This is a genomic window from Chryseobacterium sp. 3008163 (genome assembly GCF_003669035.1).
Classification (GTDB): domain Bacteria; phylum Bacteroidota; class Bacteroidia; order Flavobacteriales; family Weeksellaceae; genus Chryseobacterium.
Genome location: NZ_CP033070.1, coordinates 44,383 through 70,397, shown reverse-complemented (window position 1 = coordinate 70,397; position 26,015 = coordinate 44,383). Strand labels below are relative to the sequence as shown.

22 protein-coding genes are annotated in these 26,015 nt (G+C 35.8%); 11 read left to right on the top strand and 11 right to left on the bottom strand.

Features of this window, described 5'->3' with window-relative positions:
• The first annotated feature begins 4 nt into the window (after positions 1-4).
• Genes EAG08_RS00295 through EAG08_RS00275 form a run of 5 tightly spaced genes read left to right on the top strand, consistent with a single transcriptional unit; the run spans position 5 to position 5,826 of the window.
• The gene (locus EAG08_RS00295; RefSeq protein ID WP_129533733.1) at positions 5-3,628 is read left to right on the top strand and encodes a response regulator; all 3,624 of its coding nucleotides are present in this window, start codon (positions 5-7) and stop codon (positions 3,626-3,628) included.
• Between the two features lie 15 nt (positions 3,629-3,643).
• On the top strand, positions 3,644-4,009 hold the full coding sequence (locus EAG08_RS00290; protein ID WP_129533732.1) for a response regulator: 366 nt from the start codon (positions 3,644-3,646) through the stop codon (positions 4,007-4,009).
• Positions 4,010-4,840: a CheR family methyltransferase gene (locus tag EAG08_RS00285; RefSeq protein WP_129533731.1), complete on the top strand. Its 831-nt coding sequence runs from the start codon at positions 4,010-4,012 to the stop codon at positions 4,838-4,840.
• A gap of 7 nt (positions 4,841-4,847) precedes the next feature.
• Positions 4,848-5,420, top strand: coding sequence for a chemotaxis protein CheB (locus tag EAG08_RS00280; RefSeq protein ID WP_185145174.1), 573 nt, complete (start codon positions 4,848-4,850; stop codon positions 5,418-5,420).
• Between the two features lie 40 nt (positions 5,421-5,460).
• A complete protein-coding gene (locus EAG08_RS00275; protein WP_129533730.1) occupies positions 5,461-5,826 on the top strand; it encodes a response regulator in 366 nt (121 codons plus the stop codon).
• 145 nt (positions 5,827-5,971) lie between these two features.
• On the opposite strand, the gene EAG08_RS00270 is transcribed toward EAG08_RS00275, so the two are convergent.
• The 4 genes from EAG08_RS00270 to EAG08_RS00255 all read right to left on the bottom strand — a co-directional run bounded on the left by EAG08_RS00270 (position 5,972) and on the right by EAG08_RS00255 (position 8,468).
• On the bottom strand, positions 5,972-6,565 hold the full coding sequence (locus tag EAG08_RS00270) for a hypothetical protein (protein WP_129533729.1): 594 nt from the start codon (positions 6,563-6,565) through the stop codon (positions 5,972-5,974).
• Positions 6,552-7,046 (bottom strand): RNA polymerase sigma factor, encoded by a 495-nt coding sequence (locus tag EAG08_RS00265; protein ID WP_129533728.1) that lies wholly within the window; start codon positions 7,044-7,046, stop codon positions 6,552-6,554. Before EAG08_RS00265 ends, EAG08_RS00270 begins: the two co-directional genes overlap by 14 nt.
• A 286-nt stretch (positions 7,047-7,332) precedes the next feature.
• Complete coding sequence (locus EAG08_RS00260) at positions 7,333-8,028, bottom strand: DUF421 domain-containing protein (protein ID WP_129533727.1); 696 nt, start codon at positions 8,026-8,028, stop codon at positions 7,333-7,335.
• Between the two features lie 173 nt (positions 8,029-8,201).
• Positions 8,202-8,468 (bottom strand): hypothetical protein, encoded by a 267-nt coding sequence (locus tag EAG08_RS00255; protein WP_129533726.1) that lies wholly within the window; start codon positions 8,466-8,468, stop codon positions 8,202-8,204.
• A 179-nt stretch (positions 8,469-8,647) separates the two neighbouring features.
• Here EAG08_RS00255 and EAG08_RS00250 point away from each other — a divergent pair, with 179 nt between their 5' ends.
• Positions 8,648-9,025, top strand: a complete 378-nt coding sequence (locus tag EAG08_RS00250; RefSeq protein WP_129533725.1) for a hypothetical protein — start codon at positions 8,648-8,650, stop codon at positions 9,023-9,025.
• Between the two features lie 103 nt (positions 9,026-9,128).
• Here EAG08_RS00250 and EAG08_RS00245 read toward each other — a convergent pair whose 3' ends face one another.
• From EAG08_RS00245 to EAG08_RS21575, 6 genes are all read right to left on the bottom strand, one after another.
• Positions 9,129-11,339: a xanthine dehydrogenase family protein molybdopterin-binding subunit gene (locus tag EAG08_RS00245; protein ID WP_129533724.1), complete on the bottom strand. Its 2,211-nt coding sequence runs from the start codon at positions 11,337-11,339 to the stop codon at positions 9,129-9,131.
• A gap of 35 nt (positions 11,340-11,374) precedes the next feature.
• Entirely contained in the window at positions 11,375-12,352 is a 978-nt protein-coding gene (locus tag EAG08_RS00240) for an FAD binding domain-containing protein (protein ID WP_129533723.1), read from the bottom strand.
• Positions 12,349-12,942 (bottom strand): (2Fe-2S)-binding protein, encoded by a 594-nt coding sequence (locus EAG08_RS00235; RefSeq protein ID WP_129533722.1) that lies wholly within the window; start codon positions 12,940-12,942, stop codon positions 12,349-12,351. The genes EAG08_RS00240 and EAG08_RS00235 overlap by 4 nt, the downstream gene beginning before the upstream one ends.
• Positions 12,943-13,168: 226 nt before the next feature.
• Complete coding sequence (locus EAG08_RS00230) at positions 13,169-13,978, bottom strand: DUF4249 domain-containing protein (RefSeq protein ID WP_129533721.1); 810 nt, start codon at positions 13,976-13,978, stop codon at positions 13,169-13,171.
• A 4-nt stretch (positions 13,979-13,982) separates the two neighbouring features.
• On the bottom strand, positions 13,983-15,923 hold the full coding sequence (locus EAG08_RS00225; RefSeq protein WP_228446686.1) for a TonB-dependent receptor plug domain-containing protein: 1,941 nt from the start codon (positions 15,921-15,923) through the stop codon (positions 13,983-13,985).
• 11 nt (positions 15,924-15,934) lie between these two features.
• Complete coding sequence (locus EAG08_RS21575; RefSeq protein WP_228446685.1) at positions 15,935-16,312, bottom strand: carboxypeptidase-like regulatory domain-containing protein; 378 nt, start codon at positions 16,310-16,312, stop codon at positions 15,935-15,937.
• 539 nt (positions 16,313-16,851) lie between these two features.
• On the opposite strand from EAG08_RS21575, the gene EAG08_RS00220 reads away from it, so the two are divergent.
• The 3 genes from EAG08_RS00220 (at position 16,852) to EAG08_RS00210 (ending at position 21,699) form a co-directional block, all read left to right on the top strand.
• The gene (locus EAG08_RS00220; RefSeq protein WP_129533720.1) at positions 16,852-19,356 is read left to right on the top strand and encodes a PIG-L family deacetylase; all 2,505 of its coding nucleotides are present in this window, start codon (positions 16,852-16,854) and stop codon (positions 19,354-19,356) included.
• Positions 19,357-19,456: 100 nt separating this feature from the next.
• Positions 19,457-21,148 (top strand): sodium:solute symporter, encoded by a 1,692-nt coding sequence (locus tag EAG08_RS00215; RefSeq protein WP_129533719.1) that lies wholly within the window; start codon positions 19,457-19,459, stop codon positions 21,146-21,148.
• 32 nt (positions 21,149-21,180) lie between these two features.
• Positions 21,181-21,699: a DUF2911 domain-containing protein gene (locus EAG08_RS00210; protein WP_129533718.1), complete on the top strand. Its 519-nt coding sequence runs from the start codon at positions 21,181-21,183 to the stop codon at positions 21,697-21,699.
• Positions 21,700-21,863: 164 nt separating this feature from the next.
• On the opposite strand, the gene EAG08_RS00205 is transcribed toward EAG08_RS00210, so the two are convergent.
• The gene (locus EAG08_RS00205) at positions 21,864-23,045 is read right to left on the bottom strand and encodes an MFS transporter (protein ID WP_129533717.1); all 1,182 of its coding nucleotides are present in this window, start codon (positions 23,043-23,045) and stop codon (positions 21,864-21,866) included.
• Positions 23,046-23,221: 176 nt separating this feature from the next.
• Here EAG08_RS00205 and EAG08_RS00200 point away from each other — a divergent pair, with 176 nt between their 5' ends.
• Together EAG08_RS00200 and EAG08_RS21570 are read left to right on the top strand one after the other, a co-directional pair.
• Positions 23,222-25,312, top strand: coding sequence for a SusC/RagA family TonB-linked outer membrane protein (locus tag EAG08_RS00200; RefSeq protein WP_228446684.1), 2,091 nt, complete (start codon positions 23,222-23,224; stop codon positions 25,310-25,312).
• Entirely contained in the window at positions 25,267-26,004 is a 738-nt protein-coding gene (locus EAG08_RS21570; RefSeq protein WP_228446683.1) for a hypothetical protein, read from the top strand. The genes EAG08_RS00200 and EAG08_RS21570 overlap by 46 nt, the downstream gene beginning before the upstream one ends.
• The last annotated feature ends 11 nt before the right edge of the window (positions 26,005-26,015 follow it).

The following is a 26,015-nucleotide window of genomic DNA, read 5'->3' as shown; positions in this document are numbered from 1 at the left end:
TTTTATGCCGAAAAAAGTGATAAGAAACCTCCAGTTCGGAATTGGATTTTCTCTATTAATTTTAATTGCGAGTTCGGTCGCATCATACTTAAGCATCCAAAATCAGATGCAGCACCGCGAAAGCGTTTCTAAAAGCAGAAGATCAGTTACCGCTGTGAAAGACGTTCTAATCGCACTTTTAGATGCTGAAACCGGAAACCGTGGCTATCAGCTGACCGGAAAAGAAAGTTTTCTTGATCCTTACAACCGAAGCTTAGAAGCATATTCTCAGTCGATAGAAAAGGCAAAATCGCTGGATATCACAGAGACTTCTCAGTTGGCTCGTCTTAAAGATTTGGAGAAAAATGTTGATGGGAATATCAAGAACCTTAAGCTTTTTGTTGAGAACAGAAGAAAAGGGATTGCGATGACGCAGGAGCAGATTGAAATGAGCAAATTGTACATGGATAAATGCCGAGCTCTCGTTCAGGACTTTGTACAGTTCGAGGAAAACGGACTTGAGAAAAAAAATAAAGATCTTGACAGATCATCCAACACAACTGTTCTGTTTATTGTTTTTTCATCTTTGGCAGCAATGATCGTAACAATCTTTTTCTATGTTAAATTGCGTAATGATTTGATTCGTAGAGATAAACTAGAAAAAGAATTAAAGGCGAAAGATATTGAAATTTCAAAACGAGTAAATGTTATTCAACAAGTTGCGAACAGAGTTTCTAACGGTGATTACAACCAAAGAGTGGAAGATGAATACGACGGAGATTTGGGTGATCTAGTAGATTCATTAAATCATATGACTGATTCTCTGAAAATATCTTTTGATAAAATAAATAAAAGCGATTGGAGGCAGAAAGGCTTGGCTTTGTTAAATGAATCTTTGGTCGGAAATAAATCGGTGAAGCAGGTTACTAATGACGCTCTCAGCCAATTGATCGATTATGGAAACTGTATCAACGGTGCTATTTATCTGATGGATGATGGAAAATTGAAGTTGAGCAGCTCGTTCGGTTTAGAAAACAGTATGAAGCAGATCTTCGAGTCTGGGGAAGGAATGGTAGGGCAGGTTTTTGCACAGAAAAAACCGAAAGCATTCAATGATTTAAATGAAAATGATTTTGCAGTCACTTTTGCAAGCAGTAAAGTGAAAATCAATGCTATTTTATTGGTTCCCGTAATGTCTGACCGTTTGACGATTGGAGTTTTGGAAGTAAGTTCAAATGAAAACTTTGATCAGTACAAAATCGATTATTTTGTAGAAAGTTCCAGAAATATCGCCATGGCTTTACGATCTGCAAAAAGTCGTGAGAAAGAACAGCGTTTATTGGAGGAAACTCAGGCTCAGTCGGAAGAATTGCAGGTTCAACATTCAGAACTGGAAAATCTGAATACAGAACTCGAAGCACAGACTCAAAAATTACAGGCTTCAGAAGAAGAACTGAAAGTGCAGCAGGAAGAACTGATGCAAACCAATACCGAACTAGAAGAGCGCTCAAAATTACTGGAAGAAAAAAATCAGCTGATTGCTGAAAGAAATATTGAAATTCAGAGAAAAGCTGAGGAATTAGCTTTAAGTACGCAGTATAAGTCTGAGTTCCTTGCAAATATGTCGCATGAACTTCGAACGCCTTTAAATTCAATTCTTCTTTTGTCACGTTTGATGGCTGAAAATCCTGATGAAAACCTAAATGAAGATCAGATTGAATCCGCAAAAGTGATTCAAAGTTCAGGAAGCAGTTTACTGACTTTGATTGACGAAATTTTAGATTTAGCTAAGATAGAATCTGGGAAAATGTCTTTGGAATATCAGGATGTTGTGATTGATGAAGTCGTAAAAGATTTGAAAAATTTAATGAATCCTTTGGTTAAAGAAAAAGGAATTGAATTTAATATCAACATTGAAGATGATTTAGCTAAGACCTTAGAAACAGATCGTCTGCGTTTGGATCAGGTTTTGAGAAATCTTCTATCGAACGCTTTGAAATTTACAAAAGAAGGAAGCGTAAATTTAAACATTAAAAAAGATCCTAAAAATAAAGATTTCATTATTTTCTCTGTAAAAGACACAGGAATCGGAATCCCGGAAGACAAGCAGAAAATTATTTTTGAAGCGTTCCAACAAGCTGACGGATCTACACAACGTAAATTTGGAGGAACCGGTTTAGGATTATCTATCAGCCGTGAAATTGCCAAATTGCTAGGCGGTTATTTAGATTTAAAAAGTAAAGTCAACGAAGGAAGCGAGTTCAGTTTGATCATTCCAATAAGCGAAAGTCTGAAAGGAAATCAGATTGCTTCAACTGGAAATTCAGATCAGAATTTAGTGGATGTCATTTTAGAAGATGTTGAAGAAATCAAGCAGATTATTGATTATCAGGAAAATGAAATTGAAACGGTATTCAAGCACTTGGAAATTCCAGAAGATGTTGATGATGACCGAAATAACATTTCAGAAGGTGATAAGGTAATATTGATCGTTGAAGACGATACCAATTTTGCCATCGCATTACTAAAGTTTGCCAGAATGCAAAATTACAAAGGTGTTGTGGTTGTGAGAGGCGATCTAGCGTTATCTGCAGCGATGCAATACCGTCCTGCAGCAATTTTATTAGACGTTCAGCTTCCTGTAAAAGATGGCTGGAAGGTAATGGACGAGTTGAAATCTAATTCTCAGACAAAACCAATTCCTGTACACATGATGTCGTCCCTTCATGTGAAGAAGGAAAGTTTGATGAAAGGAGCAATTGATTTCATTAATAAACCTGTTGCGATGGAACAGATGACAGATGTTTTCAAAAAAATTGAAGATGCCCTTAAAAAATCACCGCAGAAAGTTCTAATTGTTGAAGAAAATGCCAAGCATGCAAGTGCTCTTTCTTATTTCCTGAGCAATTTTGATATTTCGTTGTCGGTAGAAGATAATGTGGAAGACAGTGTAAGAGCTTTCAACAAAGATGGAGTGGACTGTGTAATCCTTGATATTGGAGCAAACAGGAGAAACGCTTACAAAATTATTGAGTCGATTAAAAGCTATGAAGGTTTAGAAAATCTGCCAATCATTATTTTCACAGAACGAAATTTATCAACTTCTGAAGAATTACAAATCAAGCAATATGCTGATTCTATTGTTGTTAAAACAGCACATTCTTATCAGAGAATTCTAGATGAAGTCGGTTTGTTTTTACATTTGGTTGAAGAAAAAAACAGCTCAGTAGAAACTATCAGAAATAAAACTTTAGGTTCATTAACAGAAGTTTTGAGCGGTAAAAAAATACTGATTACCGATGATGATGTCCGCAATATATTCTCATTAACGAAAGCTTTAGAGAAATATAAAGTGGAAGTTGTTTTGGCAATGGATGGCGTTCAGGCTTTAGAGCAAATCAAAGAACATCCTGATGTAGACGTAGTTTTGATGGATATGATGATGCCGAATATGGATGGCTACGAAACCATTCAGGAAATCAGAAAAATGCCGAAGTTCAGAAGACTTCCAATCATTGCTGTAACGGCAAAATCGATGATTGGTGACCGTGACAAGTGTATTGAAGCGGGCGCATCAGATTATATCACAAAACCTGTAGATATCGATCAGTTGCTGTCTCTGTTGCGTGTTTGGTTGTATGAAAGTTAAATCACAGATACTCTCATGAAAAAGAAAATTTTGATAGTGGATGATGATCCACGTAATATATTTGCTCTAAAATTAACATTAAAAGCCCGCGGTTTTCAGATGGAAACTTCTACAATGGCGCAGGAAGCGATTCAGATTTTAAAAGATAATCCCAGCATTGATTTGGTGTTAATGGATATGATGATGCCTGAAATGGATGGCTACGAAGCTGTGAAAATTATTCGTCAAACGCCATCAATACAACATATTCCGGTAATTGCAGTCACTGCTCAGGCAATGGAAGAAGACCGTCAGAAATGTCTGGATGCCGGAGCTCAGGATTATGTGAAAAAGCCGATTGATGTTGATAAATTATTAATAGCTATAGAAAAACTGTCTTAAATGCTGGAGCCAAGTATCGTAAAGGACGAAGAAATCGAATTTCTGATCAAAGATGTGTACGACCTGTACGGATACGATTTTTCTTTGTACAGCAGAGCATCGTTCAAAAGACGTGTCAACCGGATATGTCTGATTGACCGTTTTACCAGCTTTGCAGAATTGCGCTATACGGTTCTAAATGATCCGGATTATCTCAAGCACTTCATCGAAGAAATTACGGTAAATGTGACGGAAATGTTTCGTGATCCTTATTTTTTCAAAAAATTGAGAGAAGAAATTTTGCCACAGTTGGGAACTTATCCTTTGATCAGAATTTGGGTTGCAGGTTGTTCTACTGGCGAAGAAGCATATTCGATGGCGATTTTGTTGAAAGAAGCTAACTTATATCATAAATGTTTGATTTATGGAACTGATATTAATCCTTCGGTTTTAGAAACGGCAAGATCAGGTGTTTTTCCGATGCATCAGATGAAAGTGTATTCTGAAAACTATATGCTTTCTGGCGGAAAAGAAGATTTTTCAGATTATTACACGGCCAATTACGACAGCGTAAGATTTGATAAAAGTCTGCAGGAAAAACTGATTCTATCGACGCATAATCTGGTTTCAGACAGCTCGTTCAACAGCTTTCAGTTGATTATTTGCAGAAATGTTTTGATTTATTTTGAAAAAGCTTTGCAGGAACGTGTTTTCAACCTTTTTGATGCCAGTTTAGAAAATTTAGGATATCTCGCTTTAGGTTCAAAAGAAACTTTACGTTTTTCCAATTTAGATAAATCATATCATCAGATTGAAGACCAGAAAATCTGGAAAAAAGTAGATCACCAATAGATTCAGCATGAAAACACAAATGAGCCATACTGAATTAATAGTCATCGGAGGATCTGCGGGAAGTCTTCAGGTGATTATGGAAATGATCAAAAAGCTAGATGAAAATATGAACTTTCCGATTGTTTTGGTTGTTCATAGAAAAGCCTACTCAACGAGTATTCTGCCGACTTTATTGCAGCAATTTACTTCAATGAAAGTGATTGAAATTGAAGATAAAACAGAGCTGCAGAAGAATGAAATTTACATCGTTCCTGCTGATTATCATTTGTTGTTTGAAAGTAAAAATACAGTATCACTCGACAGTTCAGAAAAGATGAATTACTCGCGTCCGTCAATTGATGTGACTTTCAAATCTGCAGCTGAAACATTTGGTGAAAGTGTTATCGGAGTTTTGCTTTCAGGAGCCAGTGCAGATGGAGTGGAAGGTTTAAAATATATTAAAAAAAATAAAGGAAAAGTCTGGATTCAAAATCCGGAAACTGCTGAAGTTGATTACATGCCGAAGCAGGCAGTTGAAAAGATAAATTACGATTTGCTGTTTGAATCTAAAGACTTAGCAGAGTTAATTAATCAGCTATAAGTAGTAAAATAATTTCAATTAAATAAAAAAAATAAAATATATGAACAAGAAGAAAATTTTGATTTTCGATGATGATAAAGTGATTCTTGAGGTGATCAGCATCATTTTTGAAGAAGGCGGCTATGACGTTGAGATTTCAGAAACGTCGCACGACATCATACAAAAGGTTTCACAGTTTCAGCCGGACGTTATTTTGATGGACAATTGGATCCCAAATATTGGTGGCGTTGAAGCAACGAAACTTTTGAAAAGTCATGAAGAATACAAAAACATTCCTGTAATCTATGTAACTGCCAATAACGATATTGTGGCTTTAGCAAAAAGTGCACAGGCAGACGATTATGTTGCAAAACCTTTTAATCTTGAGGATTTAGAGGAGAAAGTGGCAAAACATATTAAAAATTGATAAGATATCTATCGATATGAATTGATGAAAATCTTCAATTAAAGAGATTGAGGATTTTTTATGAACAAAATTTCATATAAGCAAAGGTAATTTCAAACCTGTTGTGCATTCTATAGGTGTAAAATGAGGTTTGTTGGCTGGTTATTTATTCTCCTAAATCTTTTTCAATGGTTTCCAAAGAATCAATAACTTTTGAAATCGTTTCATTGTGCTTTCTGATTTGTCTCGGTCTTATGAAAAACCAGACAATTACCAACCATAAGAACGTTAATCCGTAAACTAAAAATACACTCGTTATTGACATTAATAAAGCAAACTCATAGAAGTAAAAGGCAAAACCAGCTGAAAGCAAAATGTAATGGATACTAATCCCTTTCGTTTGCATAAAAAGCTTCTGACGCTGTAGTTTTTTCAAAGAAGAAAGGTATTCCTGATTGCTGATCGATGGATTTATTTTTCTAATTACGTTGATGTTTTGAAAAAATAAGTAAATGTAAAGTGCCAACGCAATAAGAATTAAGATGATCCCTAAACTGGTTGTAAACATTTTAAAATCAATTACATTCCAGATGAAGATAATTCCAAAAGCTGTACCCATCAGCCACAACATCAGAAGAATTGTTCCGCTTAATTGTTTTTTTCTGTATTTTTCTGCGGTAGATTTTATTTCCTGTATGTTAGGAATCTCTACATTTTTCTTGTTCCAGATGTCTTGAAAATTGATGTTATCTGTTTGCATAATTCTTAAATTTTAGGGTTAATTTTTCTTTGATTCTGTGTATTTTGACTCTGACATTGGCTGGCGAAATTCCTACGACTTCAGCAATTTCAGCCTGTTTCATTTCTTCCAGTTCCAGAGAGATGATGATTCTGTCCAATTCTGGTAATTCTGAGATGCATTGGTAAAGAAAATCTGTTATTTTATCCTGTTCTAGTTTGTTATCCTTTTCGGAATTGTCTCTGATCTCAGAAGGAAGTTCACTTCTGGGCATTCGTTTTTCGATATTGATCTGTCTTAAGCAAATGTTAGTAGCAATTCTATAAATCCATGTTCCGACTGCAGCTTCCTGCCTGAATTTGGGCAATTGCTGGAAAACTGCCACAAATGTTTCCTGACAAAGATCTTTTGCCGCATCATTATCATTCACATAACCCATACAAAGACGAAATATCTTCTTCCAATAATCGTGGTATATTTCTTCAAAGTTTAAAACCTGCATTGTCTTGTTTTGAAATTTAGAGTGTAATAAACAGAAAATGTTACACTTTTAAACATAAAAAAAACGTCCTAAATTCAGGACGCTTTGTTTTTTTTAACAGAATATCATTTTTTATATTTATTGATTGCAAATTTTGTCCTGCAGTCATTCGAGTTACTGCCTTAATGTTTATTGTAACGGTAATATAAGTGCAATCTACATTATTATAGTCACAATCTTGGTAGCTATTAATTCAAAGGAGAAAATTCCCATAAGATCTAATTTGATAGTGATTTCCAGTTGGATGTTAGGTTATTCTTTTTTTATAGCTCGCTTCCACCCAATTTTCTTTACTGCAATTTTTGCAGGTTCCGGCATTTCCGACTTGTTTTTCTTCTGTATATCCGCAAAATGTACAAGAGTAATGACCTTCTTTCGAAATATTTTTTAAAGGATAATCTAAAGAATGCGGCATTACCGGCAGGCCAAACTTGATATCTTTTTCATCATAAAAAAACACACTGATATCTCCAGAAGTCTCTTCAATAGCTGTTTCTATCTGACCCAAATGTGAAATTCCTTTCAATCGTAATTCAGAAAAAAATTCGTCGCTACCCAAATTTTCTTTTTTGAAATTATCAACTAAAAAGACACCGTCTTGTATGAGAAATATCGGTTTTCCTTCAAGTAAATTTTCAAACTTTTTAAACCTTCCGATAAGATAAGTTAACAGACTGTAAACCAAAATAATGACAACGAAAACAATAATCGAAGACATGATTCCCACATCTTTATAAAACATAGGATCTCCAGCTGCAGAACCCAACCCGATAATAACGACCAGCTCAAAAACAGATAATTGTTTAACCCCTCTTTTCCCTAAAACCCTTAAACCAATAATAATGGTAAGAAACATGATGATGGTACGTAAAATAATTTCAAGCAGAAAAACCCATTCTTCGCCGCCCAAAAAAAATTCTTTCCAGCTAAAATTTAAAAACATTGAGAGAAACATAGTGTTATAATTTCGGTTGTAAGGTCAAAAAATAAGCCAATGAAAAATTAATTAAATTAAAAAACCTTCGAATCTGAAATTCAAATTCGAAGGTTCTCACTTTTAATATAAATTGCTTAAAAACTTTATTAAAGTTTAATGTCTTGTAAATTTCTGAAAATTTATTTCAAATCGAAATAACATCCATATTTACTCTTCTGGATTTTAGATGTAAAATCATCAAATGCCGGATAGCGTATTCCTGTTGCAATATCAATAACAATCTTATTTAGATTTGGTTTTAATTTTAATTTTATTTGATCAAAACTATAATTATCAGCTTCGGATAAAAAGGCTTTAATCTCATTAAAATTAATACCATTTTCAGCAATCGTTTTTTTTGCCTTCTGAAACGGCATATCGTCTAGAAAAAATTTAATTCGTTCCATAAATTTTGATTTGGTAGTAATTGCTAAGATACGAATTTTAATTGATGTAATTATGATTACAATCACATTATCAACACGATATAATTATTTACTCAAGTAAATATTGAATTTAATTATTGACCAATCAACTTTTCTTAAATGGTCTCGATTTTGTCTTTATTAAAGATAAAATATTCATTATGAACACCAAAAACATATCAAGAATTGCCCTCGGAACTATGCTCGTTACAGCAGGAATTGCTCACCTTACTTTTGCCAGAAAAGACTTTCAGGCTCAGGTTCCCGAGTGGGTTCCGTTACAAAAAGATGACACTGTTATATATTCCGGAATTGTTGAAATTGCTTTGGGCGCAAGTATTATTGCTACCCCGAAAAAATACCGTTCAACATTAGGTAAAATCACTGCCGTTTTTTTTACAGCTGTCTTCCCGGGAAATATTTCGCAGTATCAAAATAGAAAAGATGCCTTTGTCTTAGATACCGACAACAAAAGAATGGCTAGATTATTTATGCAACCGCTTCTTATTGCATGGGCTTTGAAATCTTTGGGTAGATAATTTCTAAATTAAGCTTTAAACTAAACCGCAACAATAGATCTAATTCAACTATTTTGCGGTAAAATTTATATTTGCCGGATTGGAAGTAAATTAAAATATTAAACTAAAAAAACTGATCCGGAGTAATCGGTAAATTCCTGAAACGTTTTCCGGTTGCATTATAGATTGCATTGGCAAGCGCCGGGGCAGCTCCAATAATTCCTACTTCACCCAAACCTTTTGCTCCGCTTGGGTTAAGATTTAAATCAGGTTTATTGATAAACGCAACTTCAATTATTGGTGCGTCTGCATTGACAGGGAAGTGATATCCAGCCAAATCGTTGGCAATAAGACTTCCTAGTCTTTCATCAACCGACATTTTTTCCATCAAAGCCATGCCGATTCCACCAACTGCAGCGCCGGAAATTTGATTGGCAGCCGGTTTTTGATTAATGATTTTCCCACCATCTACAACGACAACCATTTTATCAACGACTACTTTTCCTGTTTTGGTATTTACTTTAACCTTGCAAAAATGTGCTGCTGACGAACAAAAAGAAAACTTCTTCCTCTCTTCACCCGCTTCTGATGAAGCATCTACTTCAATTAGATTTAAATTATTTTTACTGAAAATATCATGATAAGAAAGGAAATTATCACCTTCTTTCTGAAAAGAAATGCCTTTGTCTGAAAGTATGATATCTGCAACTGAAGCATTTTGAAATTTTTGATTTGACACAGAAGCATATTCAGCAAGCTTTAATTTTAATGCGTCACAAACTGCAGCCACAGCTCCACTGATTGATGATAAACCTGTACTTCCGCCCTGACTTCCAGCAGGTGGTAAATCTGAATTTCCTAATTCAATTTTTATTTTATTTCGTGAAATACCGGATCGCTCATGCATAATATTCACCATTCCTGTTCCAGTTCCAGTTCCGATGTCGGTCATTGCGGTTTGTAAAACGACATTTCCATCTTTGGTCATCTTAATTCCTGCTCCGGCTTTGTTTCGTCCGGCATTCCACATTCCGACTGCCATTCCGTAGCCAATTTTCCAATCACCTTCAGTAGTTGCTGGCGGTGTAGGTTTGCGTAAATTCCAGCTGATCATTTTGGCACCTTTTTCTATGGCTTCTTTCAGAAAATTCGTAGACCAAGGCAATCCCGTTTCCGGATTTTTTTCGATGGCTAAATTTTTATATCTAAGTTCAACAGGATCCATTTTCAACTGATAACTCAATTCATCTAAAGCAGATTCGACTGCAAAATCGCCAGTACAGTCGCCGGGACCACGCATCCATGTTGGTGCACTGAGATTTAACGGAACGACTGCATTTTCAGTTTTAAGATTGTCAAACTGATAGATCAATCTCGTCACTCTTGTTATTCCATCGCTAAAAGAATCATAAATAGCACAACCATTTTTCGCCTGATGCACAACTCCTGTGATTTTACCATCCTGATTGGCACCTAACTTTATTCTCTGCCAAGATGCAGGTCTGTAGCCCACAGAGTGAAACATCTGAGGCCTTGTCAGCATCAACTTGACGGGCCTGTTCACTTGTTTAGCTCCCAAAGTTGCAACTAGAGCATGAGGCCACACTTTTAAACCAGAACCAAATCCGCCACCTACAAACTCGCTGATGACTTGTATATTATCTGTAGGAATTCCGAACAGTCCGGAAAAAGTTTTCTGCACGCCGTTAACTCCCTGATTTTTATCGTGTAGTCTTAATTTATCTTCTGCGTACCAATGTGCAATCGTTGCATGCATTTCCATTGGATTGTGAATTTCCGCTGCAATATTATATTGTTGGTCTATCGTAAATGCTGAATTGCTCCAACTTTTTTCATCGCCTCTTTCCTTTCCGGCAGGTTTTAATTCGACCTTATTTTTAGCCTGATTAAAATCGACTTCAAACGGTGCGGTTGTATATTCTACTTTAACTAAAGATGCGGCGTAAGTCGCTTCTTCCAGAGTTTCAGCAATTACTAAAGCAATAGGTTGCCCTTTAAAATAAATCTTATCGGTATGGAAAACCGGAAGTCCGAATTTTGATTCTTTTATCTTTGTTTCATCCGAAAATCCCGGAACTAAAGGTTTTTTCAGGTGAGAAATAATATCAAGTAATCCTTCAGACTGTTTTGCAGCATCTGTGTTGATCGATTTGATCGTTCCTGATGCGACTTCACTCGTCACCAAAACGCCATAACAGAGGTTGTCTACTTTATATTCGGCGGCATATTTCCCTTGCCCTTTTACCTTTGCAATTCCTTCTACACGACCTTCAATAGGCATTGCAAAATCAGTTTCATCGTCAAAAAATCCCATTTTTTACTTTTTTAAATTATTAGAAATAAAACTGTTTATAATTTGGAAGCATTTTGCAAAGCCAGTTCGATAGCTCCCTTCAACATCGGAACTTTGTAACCGTTATGAGCCAGAGGCTTTACTTTTTCAGTTGCGATTTCTGAGGCTTTTTTAAACACTTCTTCAGACGCTTTTTTACCTTTCAGATAATCTTCTGCTTCGTACCATCTCCAAGGTTTGTGAGCGACACCACCTGAAGCTAGTCTTGCATCTTTGATTGTATTTCCTTCCATCTGCAAAGCTGATGCAACAGAAATCATCGCAAAAGCGTAAGAGGTCCGTTCACGTAACTTTACGTAAGCATATTTTTTATAAAATTCATTTTTCGGAACTTCAATATGAGTGATTAAAGCGTTTTGAGGTAAATTATTATCTAACCATGGTGTATTTTCCGGCAATTTGTAGAAATCTTTAAATGGGATCATAAACTTTTCGTTTTTAGAAGTAAGTCCATGAACATTGGCATCCAACGCACTTAGAGAAATACATAAATCTGATGGATGAACTGCAACACATTGGTCATTGTAACCCACAACAGCACTCATTTTATTATCCCCAATCAAAGCACTACAACCACTCCCTTTTTTCCTTTTGTTGCATGGAGTGGTCACATCATAAAAATAAGGACATCTCGTTCGCTGCAAGAGATTTCCTGCTGTACTTGCCATATTTCTGATTTGCGGTGAAGCTCCCGCTAAAACTGCTTTAGTGATTAAGGGATAGTTTTTCAGTAAATCAGAATTTGTAGTTAATGCTGTATTCCGAACCATCGCTCCAATATTGACTGACTTTTCAGACCATTTAATTTCGCTAGACAAGGCCGATGAAACATCAACCATTCCGTCGGGTTGTGCGATATTTTTCTTGAGAAGATCGACAATATTAGTTCCACCTGATATAAAATCTCTGTTTGAAATCTTTAATTTTAAAGCTTCAGCAGAATTTTTTGCTTTTTCAAATGTAAATGGTTTCATAATGCTGCAACTTTTTGGATAGATTCTACAATTCCGTTGTAGGCACCACAACGACAAAGGTTTCCGCTCATGAATTCTTTAATTTCTTCTACAGAATTGGTGTGACCTTCTTTTACACAGGCAACCGCAGACATGATTTGTCCAGGAGTGCAATATCCACACTGAAATCCGTCACATTCTATAAATGCTTCCTGCATAGGATGAAGCTGATCACCGGTGGACAAACCTTCAATTGTGGTTATTTCTTTACCGGGAACCATCGCCACCAGAGTAAGGCAGCTTAATGCTCTTTCACCGTCAATATGAACCGTACAAGCTCCACATTGCCCGTGGTCGCAGCCTTTTTTCGTTCCGGTAAGATTTAGATTTTCACGAAGAACATCTAACAAGGTTGAGCGGCTGTCTGTTTTAATTTCGTGTACTTTTTTATTAACAGAAATTTTTATGGGTAAAATACTTTTCTTGGGAAGAATAAAGTCTTTTACATCCTGATAAAAAGCTTTTACTGACGTTGGAATTGATGCGAAAATTGCTACAATAGCCGTGCTTTTCAGGAAGGATCTTCTGCTTTGATTGGTAGAGTCAGACATATCTGATGTTTTTTAGGAGAGACTTGGTAAGTTTTATTTGAATTTAAACTCAATGACTAATTCAATTATTTCAAATTTAATCAAAACTTTATGCAAAACTTATGATTGAATCTAAACTTCTAGCCTCAGAGTCTAATTTATAATGGAAATAAATTAAATAATTCATAACACAAAAAATCCGACAAAATATTTTCTGTCGGATTGTATTTTTAAGTTTAAAATGATATTACTGAATCACATAACTCTTTTTGCTGACTGTATGTGCCGAAAAATATCCTAATGCACCATTACTGATGTTGCTTGGCGGGTTTGACGGTGTTATTCCTCCACCAGGACCGCCACCATCGATAATTTGTAATAATGAGGAAAAATAGGTAAAAACGTTGGTATCAATACATTGCATTTCTACATTGATGGTGTCACCTACTTTTGTTTTTTCACTTTCACCGTCTTCATCGTCATTTGGAAGCAACAAAGGTCTTTGGTTGAGCATTCCATTGTTAACATTATCAGAAAATGCTTCAAATGTTTTTTTCGGGTTATTGTTTAAAGTATAGCTAAAAAGATACCTGTTTCCTAACGCAATCGGATCTGTAAAAATAGGCAAAAGAGTATAAGACAATTCCCCCGCAACCAAGAATGAATCCTGCTGCAAATCCTCAAGCACAACAGGTTGTGGCATAGTGCTCGTCGCTGTATATTCTTTTCCTTCTGCCGAAATTTTTAAAGAATAAGTTCTACCCGGTGCGGTTGTAAAAGTCGTGGTTTCGTAAATCCCTTGACCCACATGATGTAAGGTTTCGGTTTGTCCGGTGTTATCACTTAAAATAACGACAGCATTACTCACAATTGGATATATATTATTTTCTGTAAATGCTACTGATTTGGTAATTTTCACCTGATAAGGCCCAGGTTGATTGGTTACGTTAGCTTCAATGACGATATTTCCGCTTTGATCCTCTAAATCTAAGTCAATTTCTTTCTCACAACTAGTGAATAAAAACAGTGAAACAATAATTAAAAATATGTTTTTCATCAAATTAAAATTTAAAATTATACGTTATATTCGGAACAAACTTGAAGAGTGAAGTCTGCATTGCTCTGGTTGTTCCAGGATTATCTGGGTTGTCTTCGAAGGCAATGGTGTAGGCATTTTCTCTTCCGTACACATTATAAATCCCGAAAGACCATGAGCTTTTCCAACGTTTGTTTTTATTGGGTTCGTAGGTTGCGCTCAAATCCATTCTGTGGTAAGCGGGCATTCTGTCAGCATTTCGTTTGCTGTATTGGAAAATCGTTTGTCCAAGCAAATCATACTTCCCAGTCGGGAAAGTCACTGCATTTCCTGTGCTGTACACAAACAACCCCGAAAAAGACCATTTAGGATTTAGCTCGTATGTCGCAACAACCGATAAATCGTGGGTTTTATCCTGTCTGGCGTTGTACCAATTGTTATCGTTGATTCCGTTTATTTTTCTTTCCGTTTTTGATAAGGTGTAAGAAATCCAGCCTGTCAGTTTTCCGTTTTTCTTTTTTGCAATGACTTCTAAACCGTAGGCTCTGCCTTTTCCAAACAACAATTCACCTTCAACATCAGCTGCTGCGTCAAACGTAATTTCAGCACCGTTTTTAAAATCAATCTGATTCTGCATCGTTTTGTAATACACTTCTGCATTGATTTCGTAATTATTGTTGTTGAAATTTCTGCTATATCCAGCACTGATCTGATCTGCAATCTCAGGCTTCACCGAATAGCTGCTTCCAATCCACTGATCGGTAGGGTTTCCGCTGCTGCTGTTGCTGAGCAAGTGAAGATTCTGAGTATTTCTTGCGTATCCACCTTTGATGCTGCTCACCTCATTGATTCTATAGTTGGCAGTAATTCGTGGCTCCAAATTAACATATGTTTTTCCGAATTTTCCTTTTTCTAAAAATCGGCTTTCGGTTAAAACTCCATTGTCATAGGTATTAAAAGTATCTCCACCCAAAACACTGAACATCGACAGTCTTAAACCATAATTCACCGTCAACTTTTCTGTAGCTTTAAAATCATCATTAATATACAATGCGTTTTCCCAGGAATATCTTGAATTTCTCGGAAAACTACTTACACTCGTTCCCGAAGCACTGCTCGGCGTAATGGTATGATAGATAGACTGTAAACCAAAACGAACAGAATGTTTATTTCCCGCAAACCACGAGAAATCCTGCTTTAGATTCCAGTCTTGGATCTGTGAATCTAATCCGAACGTATTGTCGTTACTCGTAAGACTGACTTTGTAATCGTAATTACTGTAAATAAATGAAGTATTCGAGAATAATTTACTGTTGATGATGCTGTTCCAACGCAAAGTTGCTGTCGTATTTCCCCAATCGGTTGAAAATGTATTCCCTAACCCCAAAACATCTCTTCCGAAATATCCAGAAATATACAAACGGTTGTTTTCATTGATCTGGTAATTAGCTTTTAAATTTAAATCATAAAAATAAAGCTTGCTGTCTTTAAAATCATCAGTCGCTTTCAGGAAAACATCGGCATATGTTCTTCTGCCTGAAACAATGAATGAAGATTTTTCTTTCTGAATTGGTCCTTCTACACTCAATCGACTGCTAATCAAACCAATTCCTCCGTTGACGTTGTAATCTTTGTTGTTTCCGTCTTTCATTTTCACATCCATCACCGAAGAGAGTCGACCGCCATATTGCGCCGGACTGTTTCCTTTAATGATACTTGCATCCTTCAGTGCATCACTGTTGAATGTGCTGAAAAATCCTAGTAAATGCGATGCATTGTAAACCGGTGCTTCATCCAATAAAATTAAATTCTGATCGGTTGCGCCTCCTCTTACACTGAAACCACTGCTGCCTTCTCCATTGCTTTTGATTCCGGGTAAAAGTTGAATCGTTTTCAAAACATCTTTTTCACCAAACAAAACAGGAAGTTTTTCGATGCTTTTGATGCTCAAAGTTTCGGTTCCCATCTGAGCTGAAGTCAGATTTTTATCTTTTTTACTGCTGAAATAATGACTTCATCAATTTGTGCAGTTCTTTCTTTTTCCTGGCTCAGAATCAAATCTAACTTTACATTCTGATCAAGCTGTATGGTCTGTCTATAGTTCTCGTAACCTCCATATGCAACAGCAATTGTATAATTTCCCTGCGGCAGAGAAAGTGAATAAAAACCATATTCGTTGGCTGTGATATTGATCGTTGGGTCTTCTTCTACTTTGATGGTGGCTCCGATGACGAGTTCACCATTCTTTCCGTCTCGTACCGTTCCACTGATCGTTCTCCGTTCCTGAGCAAAAGCTGTAATGCTGAAAACCGAAAGCCCGATTGTGGTAAAAATTCTACAATAGATTGCTTGCATTCTTCGATGTTTATTAAGAAAATAGTTTATTGAAAGCCTAAAGATAAGCTTTTATTAAGTGGACTTTAAAGTGAATAAACGGATAAATATATTTTAAATTACCTGTTGTGCATTTAGCAAAGAATAAAAAAGATTGTTTATTTAGTTAGATAACTATGTATTTAATTGATTGTAAATATATTAAGTATGTTTATAATTTATTTAAAATTATGAAATTATTTTAAAATGAATTGACAAAGTCTTGTGGTCATATCAAATCTATAAAACAAATAGAATTCCAAAACTTTCTGACCTGGAGCTTGTTGCCCTTAATATAACCGCAGAATATATGTTTTTATTGAATTGTCTATATCTAATATATTTAGTTTTGCGAAATTCAGAGTCTAATTATATGCATTTGTGTCCTTATTTAAGTTTATAATAAATCATGCGTTATAAAATAATATCGATTTTTAAATCGTCAGCAAAAAACGTTTTGCTTTTCTTTGAAGGTTGAAAGAAAAACGATTTACTTATATTTGCCCGCAAAGCAAATTCAAATGTTCAAAAACGTAATCACTGTATTTATCCTTGGCTTCTTTACGGTTTTTGGTTCGGCCCAACAGGTTCGGCCCTCAAAATCATCTGAAATTTACCGCGAACTCAAAACCCTTAAACAGCTGCCTAAAGTTCTTTATCTTGCGGCTCATCCCGATGATGAAAATACAGGATTACTTTCCTGGTTAATCAACGACCAAAATGTAGAAACAGGCTATTTGTCTTTAACCAGAGGTGATGGTGGTCAGAATTTATTAGGCACAGAGCAAGGTGCAGCGTTGGGTTTAATCAGAACGCATGAGCTTTTGGAGGCAAGAAAGTTAGACGGCGCCCAACAGTTTTTTACTCGTGCGATTGATTTCGGGTTTTCTAAAAATACTACCGATACCTTTAAACAATGGGATGAAAATAATATTACAGCTGATGTAGTTTGGGTCATCCGTAAATTCCGTCCTGATGTTATCATTTGTCGTTTTCCGCCTACTGCTGCGGCAGGTCATGGACAACATGCGGCTTCGGCTGTGGTTGCGGAAAAAGCTTTTAAGCTGGCAGGTGATAAAACAGCTTTCCCAAATCAACTAAAATATGTCAACGTATGGCAGCCAAAACGCGTATTGTGGAATACTTTCCGTTTTGGTGGGGTCAATACGACAGCTGAAAATCAACTGAAAGTTACCGTTGGGCAATATGATGCGCAACTGGGAATGGGCTATGGTGAACTGGCAGGATTAAGCAGAAGTTTACATAAAAGCCAAGGTGCAGGAACACAGTCTGTGGCCGGCATCAGAACTGAATATTTTAGTCACGTTGCTGGTGAGCCTGCAAAAGCATCACTTTTTGACGGAGTCGTTAAAACCTGGACTGCAAAAGGAAAGGCTGATATTGACCAATCATTAGATCAAATTATTTCAACTTTCAATTTCAATAATCCAGACCAGAGCTTGCCCGCTTTGCTTGTTTTGAGAAAAAAGGTGATGGCATTGAAAGATTCAGACCTAAAAAAGGATAAAATTAAAGCTCTTGACAATATAATTCTAAGCTGTGCGGGATTGATGGGCGAGGTAGTGACCAATCAGGCTGAAGCTGTTGCCGGGGATCACTACAATTTCAGATTAAATCTGATTTCAAGAGCTACAAATCCTGTTGTTTTAGAAGATGTAAAATGGTTAGGTGAATCAGAAAGCTTCAACAGAAAATTATCAAAAGATTCTTTAATTACCATTCAGCATGACATTCAGATTCCTGCAGATGCAGCACTCACAGAACCTTACTGGCTGGCAAAACCTCCCACGAATGCGGCAACTTTCTCTGTTCCGAATGATACTTTAATCGGTTTGCCTGAGGCAGAATCACCACTGAATGTTTTGCTTGGTTTAAAAATCGGCTTGGAAAAGTTTCAGGTTAAACTTCCTTTATCTTTCAAGAAATTAGACCCGGTTCGTGGTGATGTGGTCGAAGCCTTGCGCATTGTTCCTGCATTGGAACTTAAATTTACACAACCACTTTATTTAGTTAAAGAAAATGAAGATCTACATTTGAGTTTAAATCTTAAGGTTAATTCCGCCAAAAAGTTCAGTAATGGTAAAGTAAACCTGATGTATAACGGAGAACGGCTAGGCGGTTCTGATGTAAGTTCGCTCAATGGAAAAGATACGACCATCGATTACGTTATTCCAAAAGCTAAGCTTGCCGCAATACATTCATCCCGTTTGCAATTGGATGCCAATTTTGTTGCAGATGGTGTCACTTATAATAAAAAACAGGTATTAATTCAGTACCCGCATTTACCTTCCTTACAATATTTTTCGCCTGCAAGTGTAACAGTAATGAAAGGCGATATTCAGGCGAAGGTTAAAAAAGTGGGGTACATAGAAGGTGCGGGCGATTTCATTCCTGAGTTCCTTCGCATGACAGGTATTCAGGTAGATGTATTGAAAGACGAAGATTTTTATGGCAACATAGATGAATCTGGCGGAAATGATAGTCAAAACAAGCTATCGCAATATGATGCAATCGTACTTGGTGTTCGTGCAAACAATACAGAGAAAAAACTGGGTCGCTGGATGCCTTTTTTATGGTCTTATGCAAAAGCCGGAGGTAATCTAGTGATGCAGTATAACACCAATCAGGATACAACCGTTAACCAATTGGGGATGTACAATTTCAATATTGCCAATAAACGGGTTACCGAAGAAAATACTGTGGTTACGTTTTTAAATCCAAATCATAAATTACTGAACTTTCCGAACAAAATTACTGCTGATGATTTTAAAGGTTGGGTACAGGAGCGCGGCGCCTATTTTCCTGATCAATGGGATGTAGCGTATGAACCTCTTTTTGAAATGCACGATATAGGTGAAGAACCTCTACAAGGATCAGCTTTATATACCAAATACGGTAAGGGTAATTTCATTTATACACCATTGGCATTTTTCAGACAACTACCTGCGGGAAATGTTGGGGCAGCACGTTTATTTTTAAACTTTTTATCTGCACAGAAAAACTGATGAAAAATCAACTTAAAAATTGGAACACCTGGTACATACTATTAGCAGTTGCTTTAGTATTTCAGATCGCATTTTATTATTTCTTTACTAAATTCTGGGCATGAGTACGATAGATTGGACTGTTCTTATTTGTACACTTGTTGCAGTGGTTGTTTACGGCGTATTTATCGGTCGTGGCCAAAAAAGCAACGAATCCTACCTGAAAGCAGATAATAAAATGCCCTGGTACATTGTGCTGATAGGTATCATGGCTACGCAGGCAAGTGCCATTACTTTTCTTTCGGCACCGGGTCAGGCTTATACAGACGGCATGCGTTTCGTTCAGTATTACTTTGGTTTGCCTTTGGCGATGATTGTGATCTGTATCACTTTCATTCCTATTTTTCAACGCTTAAATGTTTACACGGCTTATGAATATCTGGAAAACCGTTTTGATAAAAAAACAAGGGTTCTCACTTCACTGCTTTTTCTTTTTTCCAGAGGCTTATCAACAGGAATAAGCATTTACGCTCCGAGTATCATCTTATCAAGCGTTTTAAACTGGAATATTTATGTAACCAATGTTTTAACAGGCGGTATTCTGTTGATTTACACCTATGTTGGTGGAGCAAAAGCAATCGCTCACACCCAAAAATTACAGTTTCTCATTATTCTGGGAACCATGGCTTTTGCAGGGTATTTGCTTATCCAGAATATGCCGAACGGAATTGGTTTTAAGGATGCGCTTTATCTGGCGGGGAAATCCGGAAAACTCAATGTAATCACTACAGAATTCGATTGGAAAGATAAATATAATATCTGGAGTGGGCTGATTGGCGGTTTTTTTCTGGCACTTTCTTACTTCGGTACCGACCAGAGTCAGGTCGGGAGGTATATTACTGCGAAAGACAATACCAATGCAAAAATGGGCTTGCTGTTGAATGGGTTGGTTAAAATTCCGATGCAGTTTGCTATTCTCCTGATTGGTGCCTTGCTTTTCGCTTTCTTTTCTCTGAAACCGGCTCCGATTTATTTTAATGAACGATCTTATCAGCATTTAAAGGAAACACAACCTGAACAGGCTGCGGTTTTCGAAAAAGAGCATCAGGATTTACAGATAAAATTTAATTCAGAATCAAAGGAAATTTTAAAGCTGAAAGAAACTCAATCTCCTCAACTTAAAGAAAGAATTCAGGATTTTAAAAACACACAAACTGAAGTGAAAGAACTTCACGGCAGAGTAGAAGAAGCGATTAATCATTCGAACTTTAACGCTGAGAAAACGGATACGAATTATATTTTCCTTTATTTCGTGAAAAATACCTTGCCTGTAGGAATGATCGGTTTACTATTTGCTGTCATATTTCTTGCTAGTTGGGGATCAATTTCTGCTGCGCTGAATTCCCTTGCTGCCTGTTCTTTAAAAGATGTTCATCTGATCTTTAAAAAAGAAATTCCTGATGATGCAACCGAATTGAAGTATAGTCGCCTGCACACTTTAGCCTGGGGGATCTTCTCAATCGGTGTAGCCATGTTTGCCACTCAAATGGGTTCCCTTATTGAAGCGGTTAACGTATTAGGTTCTCTTTTCTACGGTCCGATATTGGGCATTTTTCTGGTCGCATTTTACTATAAAAAAATCACAGGCTCAAATGTATTTATTGCTGCAATTTTATCAGAAATTGTGGTTATTGCCGTTTATAACTTCGATATCGTTTCTTTCCTTTGGCTTAATGTAATCGGGGCAGCTGCTGTTATTATATTTTCGGCAATCGGGTTACTGTTTTATAAACCGAAAGCCGTAAATTCGTAAACGAACAAAGTAAACATACAAACAAAAATATTATGAAAACCATCATTAAATCTGCTGTCGTCGTTGTTGCGACAATGACGATCTCCTTGAATGCCTTTGCACAGGACACTAAAAAACCTGCCAGCCCTGCGGCTACTGCAACCGGAAAAATTAAGGATGCGACAATCACAATAGCTTATAACAGTCCTTCTGTTAAAGGACGTAAAATCTGGGGTGACTTGGAAGCTTACAACAAAGTTTGGCGTGCAGGTGCCAATGAAGCAACTACTTTCGAAACCGATAAGGACATTACCGTTCAGGGTAAAAAATTGCCTGCTGGTAAATATAGTTTTTTCTTAATCCCTAAAGAATCAGGAACCTGGACTGCGATTTTTAACAAAGAGGCAAAACAATGGGGAGCTTATAAATATGAAGAATCTAAAGATGCTTTACGTGTTGATGTAAAAACAAAAGCTTTACCAGCAACACAGGAAACTTTAATGTATAAAATAAACAATAACGGATTCACAATGGATTGGGATAAAATTTCAGTTCCTGTAGAGATAAAATAAATGTAAATATAAGAAATTAAAATCCCGTTCGTCCGGGATTTTTTTGTTTAAAATTTTGATAATATACCAAAGATTACTATTGTAATTTCTTATGATATTGTCTCTTTTATCTTACACAACATTCAGAGGCAAACCCATCCAAAAATGGCAGATCGAAAAACTCCTTATTTAAATGCATTATTTTTAAAATAAAAATAGGCTAATACGGAAACTATTATTACTGCTCCCAAAATGTAAAGAGAGTAATAGGTAAGTATTTGATTTTTAAATAATAATGAAATCGTCATTGAGTTTAAAGAACTGCTTACTGAAGACACAATTACAATTAGAGAAGTGAAAGTATTGATTTTATCCTTATCAATTTTAGCAATCATCTTCGAGTTAATTACCGGATATAGAGGTGAAAGAAATAATCCGATGACGGGAAATAGAAATAATAGAACTTTCGGATGTTCTGTAAAATTAAATTGAATGATTGAGATAACCACCAGCAAAAATATAATCATGAATAAACACATCATGAAATATCTGGACAATGAAAATTTATGAATAATCTTTGATGTGATTGCTCTGCCTGTGAAGGAGAAAAGTGCTAGAAAAGAGGAGGCCTGCAACGCAAAAAAAGAATTGACTTTCAAATGGTCTTTGTAAAAAGCTGGAAGCCAAGAATTAAAGCTCTGCTCGATAAAAATTATAAAAAAACTGACCGCAAAAAAAAGGATAAAAGGCAATTTCCCGAATTCAGATAAGTCTGGGAGGATTTTGTTGCTTTTATTTTCCGGTTCAGCAATTTTAGCTTTTATAAAAAGGAAAACCGTGAAAAAAGAAATGAGGGAAATAGACATAAATCCAAATTTCCAATATTCTCCAAATTGACTTGAAATTAGCCACCCAAAACCCGTGTTCACAACAAAAATACCAATCATGAAAGATGCTTCTACACTATTCATGGTTTTTGCTAAAGATTTTTCTTCGGTCATATTATTTCGGATAATCCCGTAAACACAGATTTTCCCAATCGCAAAACAAGTCCCAATAATTGCAAACCACAGCTTGAAAAACCAAAATACTTCAACAAAAGGTAAAAATAATGAGCAAGTACCAACTAACATTAATGCAAAAATCAAGGATTTTTTAGTCCCGAATCTGCTGATGAAATTAACGGCGAAAAGTGAAAAAATGGCAATTGGTATATCTTTAAAAGATTCTAAGAATCCCAATTTATCGTAAGTGATATTTTGTTCTGAAAGCTGCAGTATCACAATCCCCATACAGTTTAGAACCATTGAAAAAACTAAGAAGGTAAGCTTTAGCGGAAGAGAAATATTGGGTTGCTTAACACTCATTTGGGGATTATTTTTAACGTTTTTAAGTCAATATTAACTAATTATTACCACGTATTTATGTCTTTGAGACCCCAAAAATAGTGGAAATATTAAAATAATTATTAAATAAATGTTAATTAATCAAAAAATATATATTTTTATTGTCTCAATTTGAGAATTAAAAAAACTAACTGTATATGAATGTACAAATATCAAGAAGTTTAGGAATTATCGCCGCACTTTATTTTACGGCAAATTTCAATGCACAGACTACGCCACGAGATACTGTTCAAAAAGAGCAGAAAATTGAAGAAGTAGTAGTGATTGGTTATGGATCGGTAAAAAAATCAAACTTAACGAGTGCGGTTTCTACCGTAAAAGCTGAAACGTTTGATGACAGACCAATTTATAATGTCGGACAAGCATTACAAGGAAATGCAGCCGGTGTAAATGTCATTCAGTCTTCAGGTAAACCGGGAGCTGCGATAGATGTTAAGATTCGAGGAAATAACTCTATTTCTTCCAGCGTAAATCCTTTATATGTTGTTGACGGAATTCAAACTTTTGATATCAGCGGAATAAACCCTGATGATATTACCGACATGACGATTCTGAAAGATGCAACTTCTGCAGCTATTTATGGTATTAATGGTTCTTCTGGGGTTGTGATTGTAACAACTAAAAGAGGAAAAGCCAATAAACCACAATTAGCATTCAATGCCTATTGGGGAATGTCTAAAACGGTAAACAATATTGATGTTTTAAATTTAGACCAATATAAAACTTTAATGTCTGAAATTAATCCTTCATACCTTACAACTATTAATAATCATCGTTATGAAGGTATTAATACCAATTGGAGAGATGAAGTTTTCAGAACTGGTTTTGATCAGAATTATAATGTAAATTATTCTTTTGGAAACGAAAAAGTAAGAGCTTACACAGCATTAGGTTACCAAGGAATTGACGGGATTATTGACCCAGCAAGATTTGACAGAATCTCTGCAAAAATGAATTTAGATGCTAAAATTACCAACTGGTTGAAATTAACAGGTAATTTTAATTATATCAATACGACTCTTAAAAATACAAATGACAATTTAGGTACTTCCAGAGGTGGAGTTATATTAAGTGCTTTAAATACTCCTTCTTTTTTACCAATTTACGGAAGTCAGCTAGCTGTTAGAGAGACTGATACTGCAGGTAATTATTTGGATGGCTATAAAGATGGTCAGTTTGCTTTAAACCCATTTCAGTCTTCTTGGGAAAATCCGGTTGCTTATCAATCGAGAAAGAATGAAACGCAAACGCAGCGTTTTATGAGTAATTTAGGGTTGGAAGTTAATCTGCTTAAAAATTTAGTTTGGAAGCCAACTGTATCATTTGATTTAATTGATGTTACAAATGACCAATTTACTGACGGTTATCAGACAAGTTACGGACGACAGCAAAAAGGAATTGGTGGTAAATATTTATCAACTTATCAGGATTTGAATGTTGAAAATACGTTAACCTACACCATAAAATCAGGAGTTCATGATTTAGCTTTATTAGGAGGAAATCAGATCCATGAGAAGAGAAATTCTTGGCATAATTATGATGGTAACAATTTCCCTGAAGGCACAACTTTCTTTGATTATAATACAGTAATCGATAACAAGCGTGAAAGTCTTGTAAAAGAACATCTGAGAGAATTATCATTCTTTGGAAGAGCACTTTATACCTATAATAATAAATATACAATTATGGGAGTTTTTAGATATAACGGAAGTTCAGCTTTAGCTCCTGGAAATAAATGGGGATTCTTCCCGGGTGTTTCTGGTGCATGGACGGTGTCAAACGAAGATTTCCTTGCTGATAACAAGATTTTATCAGAATTAAAAATACGAGGAGGATGGGGACAAAGTGGTAATGCATCAGGAATTCCGCCTTATTCTCATTATAACCTTGAAAGAAATTCACGTGTAGGTCCAGATGGTGTCTGGTACAGTTATCAGTGGGATAGTAGTGACTTGGGTTGGGAAACAACTACGGATGCAAACATAGGTTTAGATTTTGGCTTCTTAAGCAATAGAATTAAATTGAGTGTAGATGCTTATAAAAGAAAAACCAAAGATTTGATTGTTCCTATTTCATTCGAAAGTGCTGGTATCGGAAACATTCTGAAGAATATTGGTAGCATGGAAAACAAAGGTTTAGAATTCGCTTTAAACACGCAGAATTTCAAAGGAGAAAACTTTAATTGGAGCACAAATTTCAATATTTCATTTACAAAAATAAGGTATTAGATTTAAATTATAGACCAAACATTGACGTAGCAAATATTGAAACGGTTGGAGCTAATTTAGTAAGATTTACACCTGGTCAGGCAATAAGTTCTTTTTACGGTTATCAAGTGAGCCATGTCGATTCTCAAACAGGTGATTTGATATACAAAGATAATAATGGAAATGGAATTTTTGACCCAAATGACAGAACAATAATAGGAAATCCAAATCCGGATTTCAGTTTTGGTTTCAGTAATAATTTCTCATATAAAAACTGGTATTTAGACGTATTAGTAACCGGATCTTATGGTGGCGAAATTTATAATGCTTCAAGATTTGATTTGGAAATGATGAACGATTTTAAAAACCAATCTGCAGTAGTTTTGAACAGATGGACAACACCTGGGCAAATCACTAACACACCCAGAGCAAATTCCACAAGCTCACAGTATGTTTCAGACCGATTTGTCGAAGATGGTTCTTTCCTTAAAATAAAGAGTGCAACACTTGGGTATAATTTCTTAAGTCCCTTCAAAGGTGTAAGTAAGATAAATCTCTATGTTACGGGACAAAATCTACTAACTTGGACAGATTATACAGGTTTTGATCCTGAAGTAAATGCATTCAATACAACAAATGGTGTTTCAGGGGTTGACTACGGGACTTATCCTCAGGTAAGAACTTTTATTTTCGGTCTTAAAGCTAATTTTTAATTTAAATTCTT